Origin of the sequence: Brevundimonas sp. ZS04 (assembly GCF_001956865.1) — a bacterium.
Classification (GTDB): domain Bacteria; phylum Pseudomonadota; class Alphaproteobacteria; order Caulobacterales; family Caulobacteraceae; genus Brevundimonas; species Brevundimonas diminuta.
Genome location: NZ_MTHE01000017.1, coordinates 1 through 22466, shown reverse-complemented (window position 1 = coordinate 22466; position 22466 = coordinate 1). Strand labels below are relative to the sequence as shown.

The window sequence follows — 22466 nt, the reverse complement described above, 5'->3', positions numbered from 1 at the left end:
TCGGGTTTGAAGATCAAGTCTGTGATGGCGCTGGCGGCGGGCCTGGCCCTGCTGGCCGGTGGAGCGATGGCCCAGTCGGGCGCTCAGTCGGGCGATTGGCGCACTGTGGCGCCCGAGAACCTGTGGGTGATCGACACGGCCAAGGGCCGCATCCTGGTGGAGCTGGAGCCGCGCGCGGCGCCGAACCATGTTGAGCGCATCCGCACCCTGACCAATCAGGGCTTCTATGACGGGCTGAAATTCCACCGCGTCATTCCGAACTTCATGGCCCAGACCGGCGACCCTCAGGGCACCGGCGCGGGCGGCAGCGAACTTCCGGACCTGAAGGGCGAGTTCACCTTCCGTCGCGGCCGCGACAGCGGCTTCGCCCCGGTCGAGAACAGCGGGCCGGGCCTGCGCGGCATCATGGGCTCCATCCCGGTGGTGACGCAGCCCGACGCCCAGATGTTCGTCACGGCGGACTTCAAGACCTCGGCCCAGGGGCTGTTCTGCCCCGGCGTGGCGGGCATGGCGCGCGCCGGCTCGCCTGACAGCGCCAACAGCCAATTCTATCTGATGATGGGCCAGAACGACAATCTGAACGGCGCCTACACGGTCTTCGGCCGGGTCGTTCAGGGCCTGGACGTGGTCAAGGCGCTCAAGGCGGGCAACGACGCCAACGACGGGGCCGTCGGTCCCGACGCCGACGTCATGACGCGGGCGCGTCTGGCCTCGTCCATGCCGGAGGCCGAGCGGCCGACGATCCGCGTGGCTGTGCCCGGCTCTGCGCCGTTCAACGCCGCCGTCGAGGCGGCGCGGGCTGAGAAGGGCGCGTCCTTCGGCATCTGCGACGTCCAGCCGCCGGTTCAGGGCAGCTGAAGGCGATCATCCACGCCAGGGGAGGGGCGCGGAACATGAGGCACCAACTTCGGATGACCGGGGCGGCGCTGATGGCCGCCCTGATGGCGAGCGCGGCGACGGCCCAGGACGCGGCGCCGGCGCCCAGCGACGCTGCGCCTCGTGAGGCGGCCCCGGCGATCGCCGCCGGCGACTGGCGCGTGGTGGCGCCGGACAATCTGCTGGTCATCGACACCAGCAAGGGCCGCATCCTGGTGGAGATGACGCCCGAGGCCGCGCCCGGCCATGTCGCGCGCATGCGTCTGCTGGCCAAGGCGGGCTTTTATGACGGTTTGAACTGGCATCGGGTCATCGACGCCTTCATGGCCCAGACGGGCGATCCCCTGGGCACAGGCGAGGGCCAGAGCTGGCATCCCGACCTGAAGGCCGAGTTCACCTTCCGCCGTGACGCACAGACGCCCTTCGCCGTCGTGGCTGCGCCTGCGGGCGCCCTGATGGGCTTCGTCCAGTCGCTGCCGGTGCAGACCCAGCCTGACGCCGTGATGAGGACGACGGCGGACGGCAAGGTCCACGCCTGGGGCCTGTATTGTCCCGGCGTCGCGGGCATGGCGCGCGACGATGCGCCCGACAGCGCCAACAGCCAATTCTTCCTGATGCGCCAGCCCTATCCGGCGTTGGACAAGCGTTACACCGTCTGGGGACGGGTGGTGTCGGGCCTGGACGTCGTGCGCGCGTTGAAGTTCAGTCCGAATCCCGACGGCATCGTGAGCGATCCCGACCGCATGACGCGTGTGCGCGTAGCGGGCGATCTGGCCGAAGCCGAGCGACCCACGGTGCGCGTCCTGAGCACGAGCAGCGCCCCGTTCCGCGCCCTGGTCGAAAGCACGCGAACGGCGAGGGGCGCCGACTTCTCGGTTTGCGACATCGACTTGCCGGTCCAGGTGGATTAGCCGCTTCAAAGTCCTTCTCCCCTTGTGGGAGAAGGTGGCAGGCGTCAGCCTGACGGATGAGGGGTTGCTGGACGCTCAACCCATTGTCCGCATAAGGCGTGGCGAGACCCCTCATCCGGCCCTAACGGGCCACCTTCTCCCACAAGGGGAGAAGGGCGATTATTGGCCGCCGCCAGCGCCAGCACCACCGCCGCCCCCCCTGCGACGCCGACGGCGACGCGGCTTCGGTTGCCGGTCTTCGCGCATCTTCTGCAGCAGCAGGCCTTCACGCAGGCCGCGGTCGGCCACGCGCACCCGTTCGCACGGCCAGGCGCGCTGTACGGCTTCCAGGATCGCCGCGCCCGCCAACACCAGGTCGGCGCGGTCCGGCCCGATGCAGTTCTCGGCCGCGCGCCCGACGGGACCGAGAGCGATCAGGCGGTGGGCCGCCTTTTCGCAGTCGCCGCGCGTCATCCAGAGGCCGTCGACCAGATCGCGCTGATAGCGTTTCAGCTCCAGGTGAATCCCGGCCAGGCTGGTGATGGCGCCGGAGGTGCCGACCATATGCCCGCGCCCGGCGCCGACGCGCGTCAGGAAGTCAGGGCCTTCTGGACCGCCCGTAGCGATGGCGGCGCCGAAGTCGGCGACCATGGCCTCATACCATTCGGGCGGGCTGCCATCCGGCTCGGGGTGGCGTTCGGCCAGGCTGACCACGCCCAGCGGCGCTGACATCCACGCTGCGGTTTCGAACCCGCGCGGCCCCTTCATCAGCCAGGACAGTTCCGTCGAGCCGCCGCCGACGTCGATCACCAGCACCGCCTCGGCGCGCGGATCGAACAGGTTGAGACAGCCCGCGACGGACAGGGCGGCTTCCTCGGAGGGATCGATGATCCGAAGCCGCAGGCCGGTGCCGCGCCGCACCCGCTCGACGAAGGCGGGGCCGTTTTCGGCCATGCGGCAGGCCTGGGTGGCGACGGCGGTCAGGCGGTTGGGATCGACGCCCTTGCGCACCAGGCGTTCGGCGCACAGGGCCAGGGCGTCATAGGCCCGGTCCATCGCCCGATCGTCCAGGCGGCCGGTGCGCGACAGGCTCTCGCCAAGGCGCACGATGCGGCTGAAAGAATCCACCACGCGAAAGCCGTCACGCGCTGGGCGCGCGATCAGCAGGCGGCAATTGTTGGTCCCCAGGTCGAGCGCGCCGTAGAGGGGCGCGTCTCGATCGAAAGCACCGCTGTTGCGGGGCCTCCGAGGCAGGGACCGCGTGTCGCGCCGTCCGGGCGCGCCAGGGGTCTCCGGCATGGGCCGAGTTCTCATGTGGGCGGTCCGAAGCGGCGCCCGTCCCCGACAGGTTAAACCGCCCCGGCCGGTCGCGCCAAGCCGTCATCTGCTCGGCGCGCCTTTAGACCCTTAGCGACGGCGCGGGCTGAGGATGTCGCCCAGCCGATCCGGCGTGCCGGGAATCCGCTCCAGGCGCGGGTAGCGCAGGCCGTCGTGATAGTCGAAATCGACGGTGCGGTAGCGGTCGCCGTTCTTGAGCAGCAGACGGATCGGGGCGTCGGTTCCCTTGGCGGCGGTGACGGCGTCGCGCAGCTTCTCGGCCGAGGCGGCGATGTCGTTGACGGCCACAAGCTCCCAGCCCGGCCCGATGTCGGCCTCGAAGGCGCGGCCGCCCCAGCGAATGCCGGTCAGCTTGTTCGACGAGGACAGGGTGAAGCCCAGGGAATACTGGAAGTCGTTGGCCCAGCCCGACTGGATGCGCTTCTCGTCGGCCGTCAGGGTGTCGGTGTAGGTCAGGCGGTAGCCGCCGCGCGCCAGACCATCCAGCGGGGCCTTGGCGTCCGGGCCGTTGGCGTCCAGGCGGGTGCGCAGGAAGGTCGCCCAGTCATGCGGATGGACCGCGTTCAGCGCCGCGACCACGTCGTCGAACGTATAGCCGCGCGGCGCCCAGGAGCCGTCGTCGCCGCCGAAGAAGCCCTTGGCGAAGTCGTCCAGCGACTTCTTCCCGCCCGTCGCTTCGCGGATCAGGGTGTCGGCGTCCAGCCAGATCAGCAGGGCCTCGCGGTAGTAGTCGCCCGTGCCGCGCATCCACGACGAATAGGGGTTCGAGGTGCGATAACCGAGCAGGTTGTGGTTGTTCGCATCCTGCAGCGGGCGCCATTCGCGGCCCGGCTGGTTGTCATAGAAGGCGGCGTTCTCGGCCACGGTGACCAGAATGTCTTCCTTGGAGGCCAGGCCCGAGCGGGCGGTCAGCACATCGCCCCAGTATTCCGTCTGACCCTCATAGACCCACAGAAGGGTGTTCTGGGTCGGGATGTTGTGGTTGGCGGTCAGTTCGTCGACCGGGCGCTGGCGCTTGCCGTTCCAGGCGTGGACGAACTCGTGCGGCAAGAGGCCGACGGCCCCCATGCTCTTGCCCCAGTTGGTGAAGAAGTCGGTCGGGACCGAGTTCTCGGACGAGCGATGATGCTCCAGGCCGATGCCGCCCATCTTCGACGTGGCGGCCACCAGGAAATCGTAGCGGTCATAGGGGCGGGCGCCGAACAGGCGGTCGGTCTGGGTGACCAGGTTCTCGAACCAGCCGAGCTGCTCGGTCGTGGGGGCCAGATCCTTGGCCGCATCGGCGACGATGTTCAGGTGGACGGCGCCTTCGCCGTTTCCGCGGCGCGGGTCGATGGCGATGCGCTGGAAGTTGGCGCCGCCGAACAGGGGGCTGTCGATCAGGGTGTAGAGGTCGGTCGGCGCAAACGTCGCCAGGCCGTCGACGAAGCTTTGGGTGTCCAGCGCCACGCCGTATTTCCAGCCCTGCGGCAGGCGGATCGACGGGGCGAAGGTGATGCCGGTGGAGCGATAGCCCGCCGGATAGAGCAGGGCCTTCTCCCACTGCAGATTGACCATCTCGGGCGTCATGACCACGCGCCAGGTCGAGCTGTCCGGCTGGGTCAGCCACTGGAAGTCGACGGTGATCTCGCTGACGCCCTGCGGCACCTCGATGTGGAAGGCGTAGGGGTCGATGGTGTCGCGCAGCCAGTCGATGCGGGCGCCGCCGCCCTGCACCGTGACGCCGGACACCAGCTGGATCGGGCCGGTCGCCGCGTGGTTGCCCGGCAGGAATTTCGGATAGAGCAGGACCAGGGGGCCGGGCGTGACCGGGATGGTCTGGCGCACGCGGACGATCTTCTTCTCTACGTCGGTGGCGTCGACCTCATAGCGGATGACGCCGGGATAGGCCTCGGCCGTCGGCGCCGGAATCGGCGGCAGGGCGCGGGGCAGGGCCAGCGGCGTGTTCTGCGGCGTCGGCGCGGCGGGGGCCTGCGGGCCGGTCCATTGCTGAGCGAGCGCGGTCGAGGCGGCCGAGGTCAGCAGCAGGGCGAGGGCGGCGGCGGGCAGGCGTCGGGTCATCGGGTATCCAGAACTCTGAAAGCGGTCGGTATTAGGCTTGGCAGGAGGCGTTATCGGCGGCGAGGCGACAGGATGTCGCCCAGTCGGTCGGGCGCGCCTTCGATCCGCTCAAGATGCGGATAGCGCAGGCCGTCGTGGTAGTCGAAGCGCACCGTCTTGAAGCGGTCGCCGTTCTTGAGGATCAACTCGATCGGTTCGGACGTCCCCTTGGCGGTAGTGACGGCCTCCTTCAGCGCCTCGGCCGATGCGGCGCGCCCGCCGACGGCGACGACTTCCCAGCCTGAGGTCAGGCCTTGTTCGAAGGCCGGGCCGCCCCACAGGACGGAGGTGATCTTGTTCGCACCGTTCATCATGAAGCCGAGCGAATAGGTGAAGTCGTTGCGCCCCAGCTCCTTGTAGAGGGCGCCCATGTAGCCGGACGGCTCCTCCTTGAAGACCAGGCGGTAGCCGCCGCGCTCAATGCCGTCCAGCGGTCCGCGCGAGTCGGGGCCGACCGCGTCCAGCCGCTCGCGCAGGAAGGCGGCCCAGTCGTTCGTCTGCACCTCGTTCAGCGTCGAGGTCACATCGGCGAAGGTGTAGGGGGCCGGATCCCAGTCGCCGTCCTCGACGCCGAAGAAGGCCTTGGCGAAGTCGTCCAGCGACTTCTTCCCGCCGGTCCGCTCGCGGATCAGGGTGTCGGCGTCCAGCCAGATCAGCGAACCTTCGCGGTAATAGTCCTCGCTGCGCTGATAGCTGCTCCAGGGCTGGGGGCGGCGCTGGCTGATGATGGGGTCGTTGGTGGTGTCCTGCATGGCGCGCCACTGGCGGCCGGGGATGTGCTGGAAGCTGGCGGCGCTCATGGCCAGGACGTCCAGCGCCTGCTGCTTGGACATCAGGCCCGCGCGGGCGGTCAGGACCAGGCCCCAGTACTGCGTCTGGCCCTCATAGACCCACATCAGGGAGTTCTGCAGCGGCTCGTTCAGATTGGGCGTCAGTTGGTCGGCCGGGCGGCGCCATTTGCCGTTCCAGCTATGGGTGTATTCGTGACCCAGCAGGTCGCGGTCGGCCAGGGTCGCCTCGCGATCGGTGAAATACTTCACATCGACGCTGTTCTCGGACGAGCGGTGGTGCTCCAGCCCGATGCCGCCCAGCTTGTCCGTCACGGCCAGCAGGAAGTCGTAGTGGTTGAAGTGGCGCGCGCCGAACAGGCGGTCGGCCTGCTGGACCAGATTGCGGTGCAGTTGGACGTGCTCGTCCGTCGCCTCCAGCATCTTGGCGTCATCGGCCACGACGTTCAGGCGCACTGGCGAACGGCCGCCCGGATCCAGGTCGATCTGGCGATAGTGGGCGCCGGCGAAGACCGGGCTGTCGGCCAGATGCTCCAGCGTGATGGGGGCGAAGGTCGCCAGGCCGTTCTCGAAGCTGACGGTGTCCAGGGCGACGCCGTAGTTCCAGCCCTGAGGCAGCTTCAACGTCGGCCGGAAGGTGATCTGACGCGAATAATAGCCCGCCGGATAGAGCAGGGCCTTTTCCCACTGGATGTTCAGCATCTCGGGCGTGACGACGACGCGGCCCTGACTGCCCTCGATGGGTGTTAGCCACTGGAAGGCTGCCTGGACCTCGGTCACGCCGGCCGGAACCTCGATCTGATAGGCCCAGGGCTGGACGGTGTTGCGCACCCACTCCAGCCGCCGCCCCTCGGCGGTGAAGGTCAGGCCGCCGACGTTGGCGACGGGGCCGACCGGGCCGTGGTTGCCGGGAATCCACTGCGGGTAGAAGAGGACCAGAGGGCCGGGACCGCTGACGGGAATGGTCTGGCGCACCTGGATCAGGCGGCGGTCGATGTCGGTGGCGTCGACGTCCAGCTTAATGACGCCGGGATAGGCCTCGTCCTTGGCCGCTGGAATCGGCGCCAGGGCGACGGGCAGGGCGGGCGTTCCCACCTGGGCCAGGGCCGAACCGGCGCTGAACAGCAAGGCGGAGGCGCAGGCGGTGACAAGCAGGCGGGCGGCGGGACGCATCATCAGAGGGACTTTCCGGCAAGGCGGCGAGGACGCAGCAGATCACTGTGCGTTGCGGCTATGGTCAAGCCCGACGTGGGCGGATGAATTCGCCGTCATGTTTGGGTCGCCTGCGCGGAGGCGGATTTCACCGGCTCCGATTGCGTACTAGCGTGACAGCGGTGTCACAAGGCGATGGAGATCACATGAACGGGAAGCGGATTCTGGCGAGCGTCGCCGCCGTGCTGGCGCTTTTGGCGTCGTCGCCGACGTTCGCGGCCCAGATGGCGGCGCCGGATCGCACCAGCCCCGAACCCGTGATCGAGACCGGCGACGTCGACCGCTTCTATGCGCTTTACGACAGCACCGCCGGACGGCCGAGCGCTGAGCAGCTTCAGGCCTATCTGGATGGCGGCTCCACCGGCCTGACGCACCTGGCGAAGGTGCGCAGGGTGACGGGCGCGAGGATGGCGGACGCCATGGCTGCTCGACCCGAAATCTATGTCGAGGCGCGGGCCTGCGCTGACCACCTGCCGCGCGTCCGTGCGCGGGTCGCCGAGGGGCTGGCCCGCTTCATCGATCAGTATCCCGGGGCGCAGTTTCCGTCGGCGACCTTTGTGATCGGTCGCGGCCGCCCGGTCGCGGTCGGCAGTCCGGTAGACGGAATTCAGGTGGGCTTGGAGGCGCTCTGCGCCACCGACTTCATCAATCCCGACATCGAGGACCGCTTCGTGGGCGTTCTGATCCACGAGTATGTCCACACCCAGCAGGCGCCGGAGCTTACTGAAAAAGAGCAGTTCACGGTGCTGGAGGTGTCGATGGCCGAGGGCGTCGCGGAGTTCGTCACTGAACTGATGATCGGCGCGCCGGCCTATGCCTATCTCGCGCCGCAGACTCGTGGACGTGAACTCGAGATCGAGACCGCCTTCATCGCTGATCAGGACAAGACCGACCTGTCGGCCTGGGTCTATAATTCAACGCCTGAGAAGCCTGGCGACCTCGGCTACTGGGTCGGCTACCGGATCGCCAAGGCCTATTACAGGAACGCTCCGGACAAAAGCGAAGCCCTGCGACAGATATTGCAGATGACGGACGCCAAGACCTTCCTCGTCGAGAGCGGTTGGAAGCCGGGCATGAACCTGGACTAGCGCTCCGGGTTCACCTCAAGCAGCTCGACCGTGAAGCGCAGGGCCGAGTTGGCGGGGATCTCCGTGCCCATCCAGCGCGGGCCGTAAGCCAGCTCGGCGGGGATGACGAACTCATAGGTCTCGCCTTCGCGCATCAGGGCCACGCCCTCGGTCCACCCCTTGATGACGCGGTTGAGCGGGAAGCTGGTCGGTTCGTTGCGCGAGTAGGAGCTGTCGAACTCGCGCCCATCGATGAAGGTGCCGCGATAGTGGACCTTGACCGTGTCGGTCGCCGTCGGCTGATCGCCCTTGGGGTTGGCCTTGCCGACGCGACGATACTGCAGACCGGAGGGCGTGACGGTCCAGCCGCGCTGCTGGCTGTTCCACATCAGATAGGCGGCCTGGCCGACCTCCCAGTTCTCCTGGGTAGCGGGGCCGACGGGCGTGCGCGGTTCGGCGAGACGAGCGTCTTGCGTCGAAGCGCAGGCGGCAAGCGACAGGGCGGCGAGAACGGGCAGGGCGATGTGCTTCATAAGGCTAGGCTTATCACGCTGATTGAAACTGTCGACTGCTCGCGTGAGGGGCCTTTATTTCGCCGAAGAAGGGCGTATATATGCGCGTTCGCAGATTCCCTGAATCCCGCGCGAAAGCGCCGAGGCCCGGTTTGTCGCCCTCCGACCGGTGCGAAGGCGTCGCCCCTCCCCAAGGGGGCGGATACATCCAGGCGTCCTGATCCGCTCGCGGATCGAGGGTGGGCGCCGAGAGACATTTACGGTCACGGATCGCCGGTCGGCGCGCCGTGGCTGCTGCATTGAGAGCGGGCCTCGCAAGGGGCCGCGATTGGGAAAACAGAATGGCCAAGTCCACCGACGGTCTCGCCTTGGGTAAGATCGCTGCCGCCACGTCGTTTACCGGCAAGAAGCGCATTCGCTACAGCTTCGGGCGCATCCCCGAAGCCGTGCAGATGCCGAACCTGATCGAGGTTCAGCGCGCTTCCTATGAGCAGTTCCTGCAGCGCGAGTCGCGCCCCGGTCTGCGCAACGACGAGGGCATTGAAGCGGTCTTCAAGTCGGTCTTCCCGATCAAGGACTTCAACGAGCGCGCCGTCCTGGAATACGTCTCCTACGAGTTTGAAGACCCGAAGTACGACGTCGAGGAATGCATCCAGCGCGACATGACCTATGCCGCGCCGCTGAAGGTCAAGCTGCGCCTGATCGTCTTTGAGACCGAGGAAGAAACGGGCGCCCGTTCGGTCAAGGACATCAAGGAGCAGGACGTCTACATGGGCGACATTCCGCTCATGACGGACAAGGGCACATTCATCGTCAACGGCACCGAGCGCGTGATCGTCTCGCAGATGCACCGCTCGCCGGGCGTCTTCTTCGACCACGACAAGGGCAAGACCCACTCGTCGGGCAAGCTGCTGTTCGCCGCCCGCGTCATCCCGTATCGCGGCTCGTGGCTGGACTTCGAGTTCGACGCCAAGGACATCGTCTACGTCCGCATCGACCGCCGTCGTAAACTGCCGGCCTCGACCTTCCTCTATGCCCTGGGCATGGACGGGGAAGAGATCCTCAAAACCTTCTACGAGACCGTTCCGTACGAGAAGCGCGGCGAAGGCTGGGTCACGCCCTACAAGCCGGAACGCTGGCGCGGCGTGAAGCCGGAGTTCGATCTGGTCGACGCCGACACTGGCGAAGTGGTCGCCCCGGCTGGTCAGAAGATCAGCGCCCGCGCCGCCAAGAAGCTGGCCGACGGCGGTCTGAAGTCGCTGTCGCTGGCGGCTGGCGCCCTGCTGACCAAGTATCTGGCCGCTGACGCCGTCAACTACCAGACCGGCGAAATCTACGCCGAGGCGGGTGACGAGCTGGACGCCGCCGCGATCGAACTGCTGGAAGCCAACGGCTTCACCACCATCGACGTGCTGGACATCGACCACGTCACGGTCGGCGCCTACATGCGCAACACCCTGCGTGTGGACAAGAACACGGGCCGCGAGGACGCCCTGTTCGACGTCTATCGCGTCATGCGCCCGGGCGAGCCGCCGACGCCGGAAGCGGCCGAGGCCATGTTCAACTCCCTGTTCTTCGACGCCGAGCGCTACGACCTGTCGGCCGTGGGCCGCGTCAAGATGAACATGCGTCTGGAAACCCCTGAGGTTTCGGACGAAATCCGCGTCCTGCAGAAGGACGACGTGCTGAAGGTGCTGCAGATCCTGGTTGGCCTGAAGGACGGCCGCGGCGAGATCGACGACATCGACAACCTGGGCAACCGCCGGGTCCGTTCGGTCGGCGAGTTGCTGGAAAACCAGTACCGCGTCGGTCTGCTGCGCATGGAGCGCGCCATCAAGGAGCGTATGTCCTCGGTCGATATCGACACGGTCATGCCGCACGACCTGATCAACGCCAAGCCGGCCGCTGCGGCTGTGCGTGAATTCTTCGGCTCGTCGCAGCTGTCGCAGTTCATGGACCAGACCAACCCGCTGTCGGAAATCACCCACAAGCGTCGCCTTTCGGCGCTTGGCCCGGGCGGTCTGACGCGCGAGCGCGCGGGCTTTGAAGTCCGCGACGTTCACCCGACGCACTACGGCCGCATCTGCCCGATCGAAACGCCGGAAGGCCCGAACATCGGTCTGATCAACTCCCTGGCCACCCACGCCCGCGTGAACAAGTACGGCTTCATCGAAAGCCCGTACCGTCGCGTGGTCGAAGGCAAGGCGACGGACGAGGTGGTCTACATCTCGGCCATGGAAGAGGCGAAGCACGTCATCGCCCAGGCCAACATCGACCTGAAGGACGGCGAGATCGTCGAGGAGCTGGTGCCGGGCCGTATCAACGGCGACTCCCAGCTGCTGACCAAGGAAACGGTCGACATGATGGACGTGTCGCCGAAACAGGTCGTTTCGGTCGCCGCCGCCCTGATCCCCTTCCTGGAAAACGACGACGCCAACCGCGCGCTGATGGGCGCCAACATGCAACGTCAGGCCGTGCCGCTGGTGCAGTCGGATGCGCCGCTGGTCGGCACCGGCATGGAAGCGGTCGTGGCCGTGGATTCCGGCGCAGTCGTGATCGCCCGTCGTGACGGCGTGGTCGAACAGATCGACGGCACCCGCATCGTGGTTCGCGCCACGGGCGACGTGGACGCCGGTCGTTCGGGCGTCGACATCTATCGCCTGTCGAAGTTCCAGCGCTCGAACCAGTCGACCTGCATCAACCAGCGCCCGATCGTGCGCGTGGGCGACGAAGTGAAGACCGGCGACGTGATCGCCGACGGTCCGTCGACGGATCTGGGCGAACTGGCTCTGGGCCGCAACGTCCTGGTCGCCTACATGCCCTGGAACGGCTACAACTTCGAAGACTCCATCCTGATCTCCGAGCGCATCGTGCGCGACGACATCTTCACCTCCATCCACCTCGAAGAGTTCGAAGTGATGGCGCGTGACACCAAGCTGGGTCCGGAAGAAATCACCCGCGACATCCCGAACGTCGGCGAGGAAGCCCTGCGCAACCTCGACGAAGCGGGCATCGTGGCCATCGGCGCCGAGGTCCAGCCGGGCGATATCCTGGTCGGCAAGGTGACGCCGAAGGGCGAAAGCCCGATGACCCCGGAAGAGAAGCTGCTGCGCGCCATCTTCGGCGAGAAGGCTTCGGACGTGCGCGACACCTCGCTGCGTCTGCCGCCGGGCGTCGCCGGCACCATCGTCGACGTGCGCGTGTTCAACCGTCACGGCATCGACAAGGACGAGCGCGCCGTGGCCATCGAACGCGCCGAGATCGAGCGTCTGGGCAAAGACCGCGACGACGAGCTCAAGATCCTTGAGCGCAACGTCTACGGCCGTGTGAAGCCGCTGCTGCTCGGCAAGACCGCCGTGTCCGGCCCGAAGGGTATGGGCCGCGGCGAAGTGACCGAAGAGAAGCTGGCCGAAGTGTCCAAGGGCCTGTGGTGGCAGGTCGCCCTCGACGACGAGAAGGCGATGGGCGAGCTGGAGGCCATGAAGAAGCAGTTCGAGGACGCCCGTAAGGCCCTCGACCGTCGCTTCGAAGACAAGGTCGAGAAGCTGCAGCGCGGCGACGAGATGCCGCCTGGCGTCATGAAGATGGTCAAGGTCTTCGTGGCCGTGAAGCGCAAGCTTCAGCCGGGCGACAAGATGGCCGGCCGTCACGGCAACAAGGGCGTCATCTCCAAGATCCTGCCGATCGAGGACATGCCGCACCTGGACGACGGCACCCACGTCGACATCGTTCTGAACCCGCTGGGCGTGCCGTCGCGCATGAACATCGGCCAGATCTTCGAAACCCACCTGGGTTGGGCCGCCGCTGGCCTGGGCAAGCAGATCAAGGGCTTGCTCGAGCAGTGGATGGACGGCGGCATGCGCGACGCCCTGGTGTCGCGTCTGACCCAGATCTACGGCGCTGACACCCCGCTGCCGCAGAGCGACGAAGAACTGATCGAACTGGCCCAGAACCTGTCCAAGGGCGTTCCGTTCGCGACTCCGGTCTTCGACGGCGCGCGCATCTCGGACATCGAGGATCTGCTGGAATCGGCGGACCTGGATCGTTCGGGTCAGTCGATCCTGTTCGACGGCCAGACGGGCGAGCAGTTCAAGCGTCCGGTCACGGTCGGCTATGTGTACATGCTGAAGCTGCACCACCTGGTCGACGACAAGATCCACGCCCGCTCGATCGGCCCGTACTCGCTCGTCACCCAGCAGCCGCTGGGCGGTAAGGCGCAGTTCGGCGGTCAGCGCTTCGGGGAAATGGAGGTCTGGGCTCTGGAAGCTTACGGCGCCGCCTACACCCTGCAGGAAATGCTGACGGTGAAGTCGGACGACGTAGCCGGCCGGACCAAGGTCTACGAGGCCATCGTCCGCGGCGACGACAGCTTCGAGGCCGGCATCCCCGAGTCCTTCAACGTGCTGGTGAAGGAAATGCGCTCGCTGGGCCTGAACGTGGAGCTGGAAAACAGCTGACCGGATCAAGCGCCCTTCCTCGCTTCGGCGGGGGAGGGCGGTCCGCCTGTTCTCCTCTCTGAATGATTTTCGCGGGGCATTCCCGCAGAAGGAATAAAGATGAACCAGGAAGTCCTGAACATCTTCAACCCGGTCCCGGTCACCCCGACCTTCGACCAGATCAAGATCGCCCTGGCCTCGCCGGAGAAGATCCGTTCGTGGTCGTTCGGCGAGATCAAGAAGCCGGAAACCATCAACTACCGTACGTTCAAGCCCGAGCGTGACGGCCTGTTCTGCGCCCGTATCTTTGGCCCGACCAAGGACTACGAATGCCTGTGCGGCAAGTACAAGCGCATGAAGTACAAGGGCATCATCTGCGAGAAGTGCGGCGTTGAAGTCACCCTGGCTCGCGTTCGCCGCGAGCGCATGGGTCACATCGACCTGGCCGCTCCGGTCGCCCACATCTGGTTCCTGAAGTCGCTGCCGTCGCGCATCTCGCTGATGCTGGACATGGCGCTGAAGGACGTCGAGCGCGTCCTGTACTTCGAGAACTACATCGTCACCGAGCCGGGCCTGACCCCGCTGAAGCAGAACCAGCTGCTGACGGAAGACGAATTCTATCACTATCAGGAAGAGTTCGGCGACGACGGCTTCACGGCCGAGATCGGCGCCGAGGCGGTCCGCAACCTGCTGATGGCGATCGACCTGAACGCCGAGGCCGAGAAGCACCGCGCCGAACTGGCCGACAACCCGTCGGAGCTGAAGGCCAAGAAGGCGTCCAAGCGACTGAAGCTGCTGGAAGCCTTCATCGAGTCGGGCAACAAGCCCGAGTGGATGATCCTGACCATCGTCCCGGTCATCCCGCCGGAACTGCGTCCGCTGGTGCCGCTGGACGGCGGCCGCTTCGCGACGTCGGACCTGAACGACCTGTATCGCCGGGTCATCAACCGGAACAACCGCCTGAAGCGCCTGATCGAGCTGCGCGCGCCGGACATCATCATCCGCAACGAAAAGCGGATGCTGCAGGAATCCGTCGACGCCCTGTTCGACAACGGCCGTCGCGGTCGCGTCATCACCGGCGCGAACAAGCGTCCGCTGAAGTCGCTGGCCGACATGCTGAAGGGCAAGCAGGGTCGCTTCCGTCAGAACCTGCTGGGCAAGCGCGTCGACTACTCGGGCCGTTCGGTCATCACCGTGGGCCCCGAGCTGAAGCTGCATGAGTGCGGCCTGCCCAAGAAGATGGCCCTGGAGCTGTTCAAGCCGTTCATCTACGCGCGTCTGGACGCCAAGGGCCTGTCGGGCACCGTCAAGCAGTCCAAGCGCATGGTCGAGCGCGAGCAGCCCGCCGTCTGGGATATCCTGGACGAGGTCATCCGCGAGCACCCGGTTCTGCTGAACCGCGCGCCGACGCTTCACCGTCTGGGCATCCAGGCGTTCGAGCCCAAGCTGATCGAGGGCAAGGCCATCCGCCTGCACCCGCTGGTCTGTACGGCGTTCAACGCTGACTTCGACGGCGACCAGATGGCCGTGCACGTCCCGCTGAGCCTTGAGGCCCAGCTGGAAGCGCGCGTGCTGATGATGTCGACGAACAACATCCTGTCGCCCGCCAACGGCAAGCCGATCATCGTGCCTTCGCAGGACATCGTCCTGGGCCTGTACTACCTGTCGCTGGTCAAGGAGAACCAGCCGGGCGAGGGCAAGCTGTTCGCCAACATGGGCGAGATCGACGCGGCGCTGGACGCCCAGGTCGTCAAGCTGCACACCAAGATCAAGGCGCGCTGGACCGAGATGAACTCAGACGGCGAAGTCGTGACCAAGGTGATTGACACCACGCCGGGCCGGATGAAGCTGGGCGCTCTGCTGCCGCTGAACCCGAACATCGGCTACAAGCTTCTTGAGAAGAACCTGACCAAGAAGGAAATCGGCAACCTGATCGATCAGGTCTACCGTCACTGCGGTCAGAAGGCGACGGTCATCTTCGCCGACCAGATGATGCAGATGGGCTTCCGTGAAGCGGCCAAGGCCGGCATCTCGGTGGGCAAGGACGACATCGTCATCCCGGCCAAGAAGGAACAGCTGGTCAACGAAACCCGCACCCAGGTGGAAGAGTACGAGCAGCAATATGCTGACGGCCTGATCACCAAGGGCGAGAAGTACAACAAGGTCGTCGACGCCTGGGCCAAGGCCACGGACAAGATCGCCGATGAGATGATGGGCGAAATCGCTCAGCCGCGCGTCCTGATCAAGGGTCAGGAGCCGGACATCAACTCGGTCTTCATGATGGCCAACTCGGGCGCTCGTGGCTCGCAGGCTCAGATGAAGCAACTAGGCGGCATGCGCGGCCTGATGGCCAAGCCCTCGGGCGAAATCATCGAGACGCCGATCATCTCGAACTTCAAGGAAGGCCTGACCGTCCTTGAGTACTTCAACTCCACCCACGGCGCCCGTAAGGGTCTGGCCGACACCGCGCTGAAGACCGCCAACTCGGGTTACCTGACCCGCCGTCTGGTGGACGTGGCGCAGGACTCCATCGTCACCGAGGAAGACTGCGGCTCGACGCGCGGCATCACCCTGCGCGCCGTGGTCGAAGGCGGCGACGTGCTCGTCTCGCTGGGCCAGCGCGTCCTGGGCCGTTACGCGGCCGAGGACATCAAGGAGCCGGGCGGCGAAGTCCTGTTCCCTGCGGACACCTATCTGCAGGAAGAGGAAGTCGAGCTGATCGACAAGGTCGGCGTCCAGTCCATCAAGGTCCGTTCGGCCCTGACGTGTGAAGCCGACGCCGGCATCTGCGGCATGTGCTACGGCCGTGACCTGGCGCGCGGCACCAACGTCAACATCGGCGAAGCGGTCGGCGTCATCGCCGCCCAGTCGATCGGCGAGCCGGGCACCCAGCTGACGATGCGTACCTTCCACATCGGCGGTACGGCCCAGGTTGCGGAAACCTCGTTCTTCGAGGCGACCAACGCGGGCGTCATCAAGGTCGTCGGCCCGACCGTTATCGCCGCTCACGGCGATCCGGTGGCCATGAGCCGCAACGTCGTGGTCACCGTGACCGTCGACGGCAAGGACCGCGAATCCTACAAGGTGCCTTACGGCGCGCGCCTGCGCGTCAAGGACGGCGGCGAGGTGGTCAAGAACCAACGCCTGGCCGAGTGGGATCCGTACACCACCCCGATCCTGACGGAAGTCGGCGGCGTGGTGCGCTTCGAGGATCTGGTCGAGGGCCTGTCGGTCAAGGAAGAGACGGACGAGGCCACGGGCATCGCCCAGCGCGTCGTTTCCGACTGGCGCGCCAGCCCGCGCGGCGCGGACCTGCGTCCGGCCATGGGCGTCACCCAGGGCGACAGCTACGCCAAGCTGTCGAGCGGTTCTGACGCGCGTTACCTGCTGCCCGTGGGGGCCATCCTGTCGGTGGCCAACGGCGACGAGGTCAAGCCGGGCGACATCATCGCCCGTATCCCGACCGAAGGCGCCAAGACCCGCGACATCACCGGCGGTCTGCCGCGCGTGGCCGAACTGTTCGAAGCTCGTCGTCCGAAGGACTGCGCGGTCATCGCCGAGATGGACGGTCGCGTCGAATTCGGTCGCGACTACAAGAACAAGCGCCGCATCAAGATCACCCCGGAGCCGGATGCCGACGGCAACCAGGCCGAGGCGGTCGAGTTCCTGATCCCGAAGGGCAAGCACATCTCCGTCCACGACGGCGATCTGATCCAGAAGGGCGACTACATCATCGACGGCAACCCGGATCCGCACGATCTGCTGCGCATCCAGGGCGTCGAGGCGCTGGCCGAGTATCTGGTGAACGAAGTGCAGGAGGTTTACCGACTGCAGGGCGTGCCGATCAACGACAAGCACATCGAAGTCATCGTCCGTCAGATGCTGCAGAAGGTCGAGGTCATCGACTCCGCCGAGACGACGCTCATCAAGGGCGACCACGTCGATCGGGTCGAAGTCGACATCGAGAACGCCAAGGTCGAGAAGCGCGGCGGCCGCATCGCCACCGTGCAGCCGGTCCTGCTGGGTATCACCAAAGCGTCGCTGCAGACCCGCAGCTTCATCTCGGCGGCCTCGTTCCAGGAGACCACCCGCGTGCTCACCGAGGCTTCGGTCCACGGCAAGAAGGACACGCTGGAAGGCCTGAAGGAAAACGTGATCGTGGGTCGCCTGATCCCGGCGGGCACGGGCTCCTATCTGCGCAGCCTGCAGAAGATCGCCAACGAGCGTGACGCTGAGCTGACCCAGGCCCGCGAAGACGCGGTCGAGCCGCTTCCCGCGGACCTGGCCCTGGAGCTGGAGCAGTCGGCCGACTGATCCGGGTTCAGACCTGAAAGACAGAAGAGGGCGGCGTCGAAAGGCGCCGCTCTTTTTGTTTGGCCTACCGCGCTTTTCGCTGCTTGAGGCCGTTGGGCGTGCGCGAGCTGAGAGGGGGCTGCGCCGAAAGCCTACTGCGGCCGCATCGGCTCGCGCGGACCGGCGGCGCCGGGCGTCATCGGGCGGCCCGAGGCCGGGGCGCCGTCGCGGCGGGTCTGGACGTTGCGGTTGGAGTCCATCTGCATCGAGGAATCCAGGTGGGCGCCCGCGCAGCCCGTGCCGAAGTTAGAGCCGGGGCAGTCCTGCGGCGCCAGCACGCCGACGCCGCCGCTGAGCGGGCGTCGTTGGGCCTCGTATCGTTGCATCTCGCGCGCGCCTTCGCGGGCGAAACGGGCGTCGCGCCCGGCGTTGCCGGTGCCTGTGATGCGGCCGTTCTCTGCGCCCTGCGCCGCGCGGGCGTTGAAGCGCTCGTCGCAGATGATCTCTTCCCCGCGTCGCAACAGTCGGCCGGCGGGGCAGCCGGCGGGCGAGGTGCGCAGCGCCCGGGCGTTGCGGCCGGACTGGCCTTCCGGCGTCACCCGCCAGGCGTCCGACACACCGTCCACACCTGAGGCGGCGGCCGAAGGCGCGCCGGGCGCCGGATTGGCCAGGCGCGGGGCGGGCGGAGCGGGCAGGCCGTCGCGGCCGTCCTCTTCGTCTTTCTTGCGCGGGCGGATGGGGGCGATCACGGCGGGGGCGGTCGGCGCCCGCTCCAGTGCGGCGGCGGGCGGCGCGGGGGCCGCCTTGGGCGCAGGGGTCGGCAGGGGCGGGGCTTGCGGCGCAGTTCGAGGAGGCGGCGTCGCCTGAACCGCGGGGGGCGCCGGAGCAGGAGCCGGCGAAGGTTGGGCTGCAGTTCTCTGAGGCGGTTGCGCTTCCATCGGCGTGGGCGGAGGCGTCGGGACGCGCGTCGGCGCAGGCAGGGGCGGCGACGGCTGCGGCGGAACGAACGGACGTTCGAGTTCAAGCTGGATGATCGGCGGCGCCGGCGGCGGAGGGAGAGCCTCGCGCCGGTCGTCCGCCGCATAGCGAGCCATGCTGCCCAGCACGATCACGTGCATCAGCAGGGAGGCCCCCGCCGTCAGGGTCCGCTTGAGGCGCGGTCGCGCCCGTTTCGCGGGGTCTGCGGTCAGAACGGCGATGCTCATGAAGGCTCCCCCATCGTCTGAACGAATGATGCCTAGGCAAGCATGGCGATATATAGGCGCAATATCATTGATCCCTGAACAGGATGCGAACGCGGGGCTGCAGGCGTCGGCCTGAGCGAATCCCTTGACCTGTTAACGGATCACGCGTAGAAGCCGCGCACTTTCGAGACGTGGGCGGTTCGCCGTCCGCTGAGATCGTGACAATTGAACGGACGGGCTGTGTCCCGCCGGAACGCCCGAAGCGCGCGTTCCGGTTTTTCTGTTTGGGCGTCGTGACCTCGGCTCGATAACACCCGGGCGGGGCTTCGGTCCCGTTCAAAAGAAGGCTCATGAGGCGCTCCGGTCGAAAGACACACGCCTCCACATCGAAAAGAGACGAATTCGAATGCCCACGATCAACCAGCTGATCCGCAAGCCCCGCAAGCCGAAGCCGGTTCGCAACAAGGTTCCGGCTCTGGAGGGTTCGCCCCAGCGTCGCGGCGTCTGCACCCGCGTGTACACCACGACCCCGAAGAAGCCGAACTCGGCTCTGCGTAAGGTCGCCAAGGTTCGCCTGGCCAAGAACGGCGTCGAAGCCGTGTGCTACATCCCCGGCGAAGGCCACAACCTGCAGGAGCACTCGGTCGTGCTGATCCGCGGCGGCCGCGTGAAGGACTTGCCCGGCGTTCGCTACCACATCCTGCGCGGCGTGCTCGATACGCAGGGCGTCAAGGACCGCAAGCAGCGTCGTTCGCACTACGGCGCCAAGCGTCCGAAGTAATCGGCCCCGGCCTACGTTTCAGAGATTTTCCCGACGTCAGTCGGGCCCGAGAAGGAATAACCCATGTCGCGTCGTCACCGCGCCCAGAAGCGTGAAGTTCTGCCGGATCCCAAGTTCGGAGACCTGGTGGTCACCAAGTTCATGAACTACGTCATGTACGAAGGTAAGAAGGCCGTCGCCGAAAACATCGTTTACGGCGCCTTCGACATCCTGGCGGACAAGAAGAAGGAGCAGACTGCGGTCGAGACCTTCCACGCCGCCCTGGAAAACGTCGCCCCGTCGGTCGAAGTCCGTTCGCGTCGCGTCGGCGGCGCCACCTACCAGGTGCCGGTCGAGGTCCGTCCGGACCGTCGTCGCGCCCTGGCCATCCGCTGGCTGGTCAACGCCGCGCGCAACCGCGGCGAAAACACCATGACGGAAAAGCTGGCCGCCGAGCTGCTGGACGCCTCGAACAACCGCGGCACCGCGGTCAAGAAGCGCGAAGACACCCACAAGATGGCCGAAGCCAACCGCGCCTTCAGCCACTACCGCTGGTAAGCGTCTTAAAACCGCCAATGGCGGCGACTATTTAAGACGATCCGGCGCGGGCGTTCAGGTTGAACCGCCCGCGCCGTCATATCCGACACCCCAGGGCGCTCGCCGCGTCCGCGAAGCTCCCGGAAGGCAACTTCAATGCCCCGCACACATAAAATCGAAGACTACCGCAACTTCGGCATCATGGCCCACATCGACGCGGGCAAGACGACGACGACCGAGCGGATCCTGTTCTACACCGGCAAGAACCACAAAATGGGCGAGACGCACGACGGCGCGTCCACCATGGACTGGATGGATCAGGAGCAGGAACGCGGCATCACCATCACGTCGGCCGCGACGACCGCTTTCTGGCGCGAAAAGCGCCTGAACATCATCGACACCCCCGGCCACGTGGACTTCACCATTGAAGTCGAGCGTTCGCTGCGCGTGCTCGACGGCGCCGTCACGGTGCTGGACGGCAACGCCGGCGTCGAGCCGCAGACGGAAACCGTCTGGCGCCAGGCCGACAAGTACAACGTTCCGCGCATCGTCTTCGTCAACAAGATGGACAAGATCGGCGCCGACTTCGAAAAGTCGGTCGAGTCGATCCGCGACCGTCTGGGCGCCAAGGCTGTGCCGATCCAATTGCCGATCGGTTCGGAATCGAACCTGAAGGGCGTGGTCGACCTGGTCGAGATGAAGGCCCTGGTCTGGGAAACCGACCAAGTCGGCGCCTCGGCCGACGTGCGCGACATCCCGGCCGACATGGCTGACGCCGTGGCCGCCGCTCGCCAGTACCTGGTCGACAACGCCGTCGAGATCGACGACGAGGCGATGGAAGCCTATCTGGAAGGCAATGAGCCCTCGGTTGAAGTGCTGAAGCGCTGCATCCGTAAGGCCGTCATCACCGGCGCCTTCTACCCGATCCTGGCCGGCTCGGCCTTCAAGAACAAGGGCGTCCAGCCCCTGCTCGACGCCGTCGTCGACTACCTGCCGTCGCCGGTGGACATCCCGCCGACGCCGGGCATCGACTTCAAGACCGAAGAGCCGATCACCCGCAAGGCTTCGGACGAAGAGCCCCTGTCGGTTCTGGCGTTCAAGATCATGGACGACCCCTTCGTCGGTTCGATCACCTTCTGCCGCCTGTACTCGGGCAAGATGGAGACCGGCCAGTCGCTGCTGAACTCGTCGCGCGACAAGCGTGAGCGTGTCGGCCGCATGCTGCTGATGCACTCGAACAACCGCGAGGACATCAAGGAAGCCTACGCCGGCGACATCGTCGCTCTGGCCGGCCTGAAGGAAACCCGCACGGGCGACACCCTGTGCGATCCGCTGAAGTCGCCGGTCATCCTCGAGAAGATGGAATTCCCGGCGCCGGTTATCGAGATCGCCGTCGAGCCCAAGACCAAGGCCGACCAGGAGAAGCTGGGCGTCGCCCTGGCCAAGCTGGCTTCGGAAGATCCGTCCTTCACCGTCTCGACCGACCACGAGTCGGGCCAGACGATCCTGAAGGGCATGGGCGAGCTGCACCTGGACATCAAGATCGACATCCTGAAGCGCACCTATAAGGTCGAAGCGACCATCGGCGCGCCGCAGGTGGCCTATCGCGAGTCCATCAGCCGCAAGGCCGAGATCGACTACACTCACAAGAAGCAGACCGGCGGTACGGGCCAGTTCGCCCGCGTCAAGCTGGTGTTCGAGCCGGGCGAGCCGGGTTCGGACTTCGTCTTCGAGTCGGCCATCGTCGGCGGCGCGGTGCCCAAGGAATACATTCCGGGCGTCGAAAAGGGCCTGAAGTCGGCCAAGGACAACGGCCTGCTGGCCGGCTTCCCGGTGATCGACGTCAAGGCCACCCTGGTGGACGGCGCTTTCCACGACGTCGACTCCTCGGTCCTGGCCTTCGAAATCGCGTCGCGCGCTGCGTTCCGCGAGCTGAAGGAAAAGGGCGGACCGAAGCTGCTCGAGCCGATCATGGCGGTCGAGGTCGTGACCCCGGAAGAGTACCTGGGTTCGATCATCGGCGACCTGAACGGCCGTCGCGGCATGATCCAGGGGCAGGACATGCGCGGCAACGCCGTCGTCGTGAACGCCTTCGTGCCGCTGGCCAACATGTTCGGCTATGTGAACACGCTGCGCGGCATGTCGCAGGGCCGCGCCCAGTTCACCATGCAGTACGACCACTACGAAGCGGTGCCGCAACACGTCGCCGACGAAGTGATCAAGAAGTACGCCTAAGTCCGTCTTTTCGACGGACTCACTTGAAAACGGGGCGGTTTGACCACAAATCGCCCCACCTATCCCCAAACCCATTTGGACCCCCGTTTTGGGGATGCCAGGAGCTAGAGAATGGCCAAGGAAAAGTTCGAACGCACGAAGCCGCACGTGAACATCGGCACGATCGGTCACGTTGACCACGGCAAGACGACGCTGACGGCGGCGATCTCGATGACGCTGGCGAAGGCCGGCGGCGGCA

At 66.3% G+C, this 22466-nt stretch carries 14 protein-coding genes; 9 read left to right on the top strand and 5 right to left on the bottom strand.

Features of this window, described 5'->3' with window-relative positions:
- Nucleotides 1-24: 24 nt before the first annotated feature.
- The gene (locus tag BJP32_RS15020; protein WP_046654638.1) at nt 25-858 is read left to right on the top strand and encodes a peptidylprolyl isomerase; all 834 of its coding nucleotides are present in this window, start codon (nt 25-27) and stop codon (nt 856-858) included.
- Between the two features lie 35 nt (nt 859-893).
- Complete coding sequence (locus BJP32_RS15015) at nt 894-1787, top strand: peptidylprolyl isomerase (protein WP_083674015.1); 894 nt, start codon at nt 894-896, stop codon at nt 1785-1787.
- 159 nt (nt 1788-1946) lie between these two features.
- Here the strand turns inward: BJP32_RS15015 and BJP32_RS15010 are convergent, their stop codons facing one another.
- From BJP32_RS15010 to BJP32_RS15000, 3 genes are all read right to left on the bottom strand, one after another.
- The gene (locus BJP32_RS15010; RefSeq protein ID WP_046654617.1) at nt 1947-3065 is read right to left on the bottom strand and encodes a Ppx/GppA phosphatase family protein; all 1119 of its coding nucleotides are present in this window, start codon (nt 3063-3065) and stop codon (nt 1947-1949) included.
- 108 nt (nt 3066-3173) lie between these two features.
- A complete protein-coding gene (locus BJP32_RS15005; RefSeq protein WP_076224672.1) occupies nt 3174-5165 on the bottom strand; it encodes a M61 family metallopeptidase in 1992 nt (663 codons plus the stop codon).
- Nucleotides 5166-5215: 50 nt separating this feature from the next.
- The gene (locus tag BJP32_RS15000) at nt 5216-7165 is read right to left on the bottom strand and encodes a M61 family metallopeptidase (RefSeq protein ID WP_369822429.1); all 1950 of its coding nucleotides are present in this window, start codon (nt 7163-7165) and stop codon (nt 5216-5218) included.
- A gap of 185 nt (nt 7166-7350) precedes the next feature.
- On the opposite strand from BJP32_RS15000, the gene BJP32_RS14995 reads away from it, so the two are divergent.
- On the top strand, nt 7351-8292 hold the full coding sequence (locus BJP32_RS14995; RefSeq protein ID WP_076224669.1) for a DUF2268 domain-containing putative Zn-dependent protease: 942 nt from the start codon (nt 7351-7353) through the stop codon (nt 8290-8292).
- Here BJP32_RS14995 and BJP32_RS14990 read toward each other — a convergent pair.
- Complete coding sequence (locus tag BJP32_RS14990) at nt 8289-8804, bottom strand: FKBP-type peptidyl-prolyl cis-trans isomerase (RefSeq protein WP_076224667.1); 516 nt, start codon at nt 8802-8804, stop codon at nt 8289-8291. The genes BJP32_RS14995 and BJP32_RS14990 overlap by 4 nt on opposite strands.
- Before the next feature lie 320 nt (nt 8805-9124).
- Here BJP32_RS14990 and rpoB point away from each other — a divergent pair, with 320 nt between their 5' ends.
- Nucleotides 9125-13240 carry a DNA-directed RNA polymerase subunit beta gene (rpoB, locus tag BJP32_RS14985; protein ID WP_076224666.1) on the top strand — a complete coding sequence of 1372 codons (4116 nt, stop codon included), beginning with the start codon at nt 9125-9127 and terminating at the stop codon, nt 13238-13240.
- 99 nt (nt 13241-13339) lie between these two features.
- The gene (gene rpoC, locus BJP32_RS14980) at nt 13340-17533 is read left to right on the top strand and encodes a DNA-directed RNA polymerase subunit beta' (protein WP_076224664.1); all 4194 of its coding nucleotides are present in this window, start codon (nt 13340-13342) and stop codon (nt 17531-17533) included.
- Between the two features lie 131 nt (nt 17534-17664).
- On the opposite strand, the gene BJP32_RS14975 is transcribed toward rpoC, so the two are convergent.
- Complete coding sequence (locus BJP32_RS14975) at nt 17665-18717, bottom strand: hypothetical protein (protein ID WP_046654609.1); 1053 nt, start codon at nt 18715-18717, stop codon at nt 17665-17667.
- Nucleotides 18718-19102: 385 nt separating this feature from the next.
- Here BJP32_RS14975 and rpsL point away from each other — a divergent pair, with 385 nt between their 5' ends.
- From rpsL to BJP32_RS14955, 4 genes are all read left to right on the top strand, one after another.
- Complete coding sequence (rpsL, locus tag BJP32_RS14970; RefSeq protein WP_003165508.1) at nt 19103-19477, top strand: 30S ribosomal protein S12; 375 nt, start codon at nt 19103-19105, stop codon at nt 19475-19477.
- Between the two features lie 63 nt (nt 19478-19540).
- On the top strand, nt 19541-20014 hold the full coding sequence (gene rpsG / locus BJP32_RS14965; RefSeq protein WP_003165507.1) for a 30S ribosomal protein S7: 474 nt from the start codon (nt 19541-19543) through the stop codon (nt 20012-20014).
- A gap of 135 nt (nt 20015-20149) precedes the next feature.
- Nucleotides 20150-22228 (top strand): elongation factor G, encoded by a 2079-nt coding sequence (gene fusA / locus BJP32_RS14960; protein ID WP_046654608.1) that lies wholly within the window; start codon nt 20150-20152, stop codon nt 22226-22228.
- Between the two features lie 111 nt (nt 22229-22339).
- The coding region (locus BJP32_RS14955) for a GTP-binding protein (protein ID WP_233126861.1) at nt 22340-22466 on the top strand (127 nt) is incomplete at its 3' end.

Coding starts and splice junctions, on each gene's coding strand:
- BJP32_RS14975 (WP_046654609.1), bottom strand. CDS start 18,717: ATGAGCATCGCCGTTCTGACCGCAGACCCCGCGAAACGGGCGCGACCG.
- BJP32_RS15020 (WP_046654638.1), top strand. CDS start 25: ATGGCGCTGGCGGCGGGCCTGGCCCTGCTGGCCGGTGGAGCGATGGCC.
- fusA (WP_046654608.1), top strand. CDS start 20,150: ATGCCCCGCACACATAAAATCGAAGACTACCGCAACTTCGGCATCATG.
- BJP32_RS14990 (WP_076224667.1), bottom strand. CDS start 8,804: ATGAAGCACATCGCCCTGCCCGTTCTCGCCGCCCTGTCGCTTGCCGCC.
- rpoC (WP_076224664.1), top strand. CDS start 13,340: ATGAACCAGGAAGTCCTGAACATCTTCAACCCGGTCCCGGTCACCCCG.
- BJP32_RS15000 (WP_369822429.1), bottom strand. CDS start 7,165: ATGCGTCCCGCCGCCCGCCTGCTTGTCACCGCCTGCGCCTCCGCCTTG.
- BJP32_RS15005 (WP_076224672.1), bottom strand. CDS start 5,165: ATGACCCGACGCCTGCCCGCCGCCGCCCTCGCCCTGCTGCTGACCTCG.
- rpsL (WP_003165508.1), top strand. CDS start 19,103: ATGCCCACGATCAACCAGCTGATCCGCAAGCCCCGCAAGCCGAAGCCG.
- BJP32_RS15015 (WP_083674015.1), top strand. CDS start 894: ATGAGGCACCAACTTCGGATGACCGGGGCGGCGCTGATGGCCGCCCTG.
- BJP32_RS14995 (WP_076224669.1), top strand. CDS start 7,351: ATGAACGGGAAGCGGATTCTGGCGAGCGTCGCCGCCGTGCTGGCGCTT.
- rpsG (WP_003165507.1), top strand. CDS start 19,541: ATGTCGCGTCGTCACCGCGCCCAGAAGCGTGAAGTTCTGCCGGATCCC.
- rpoB (WP_076224666.1), top strand. CDS start 9,125: ATGGCCAAGTCCACCGACGGTCTCGCCTTGGGTAAGATCGCTGCCGCC.
- BJP32_RS15010 (WP_046654617.1), bottom strand. CDS start 3,065: ATGCCGGAGACCCCTGGCGCGCCCGGACGGCGCGACACGCGGTCCCTG.